This is a genomic window from Bergeyella anatis (assembly GCF_036016955.1).
Taxonomy (GTDB): Bacteria; Bacteroidota; Bacteroidia; order Flavobacteriales; family Weeksellaceae; genus JAYWXI01.
Map to the genome: position 1 here is coordinate 1 of NZ_JAYWXI010000145.1, position 427 is coordinate 427.

General features: G+C 52.0%; 1 pseudogene. It reads right to left on the bottom strand.

What is annotated here, in order from left to right:
- Positions 1-427 (bottom strand): annotated as a pseudogene (locus VQ048_RS12670) (hypothetical protein); the annotation flags it as partial.

The window sequence follows — 427 nt, forward strand, 5'->3', positions numbered from 1 at the left end:
CTTGAAGTTCTGGGTGCCTCCCGCATCGTTCTGGAGCGGCAAAATCTGCTCGTAAGCCGAATAACTGCCGTTGGTCGGGTTGGCATTGGTGTAAGGGATTTTCACCTCAAACTCGTAACCGTCTGGAATACCCGTGGCTGGCGAATGGTACTTTTGACCATTGTAGTTTAAAGCCACAATCAACTGGTCTTTTACTGGACCCAAAGTCGCCGTGGCGGCACTGATGTTAAAATTAGTAGTTAGGGTCGCAAACGGTGCCGAACTAAAGGTCGCCGTGGCAGTACCGGGAGCTGTTGGCGTCCCCGTTACTGGATACGTCAGCGTAAGCGACTGGTTGGCGGGGAGGGTTACGCTGCTGTTGCTACTCCCATTGATGCCCAAACCGTTGGAAATGCTGATGGCATTGCTCAAATCCAAGTTATTGAGG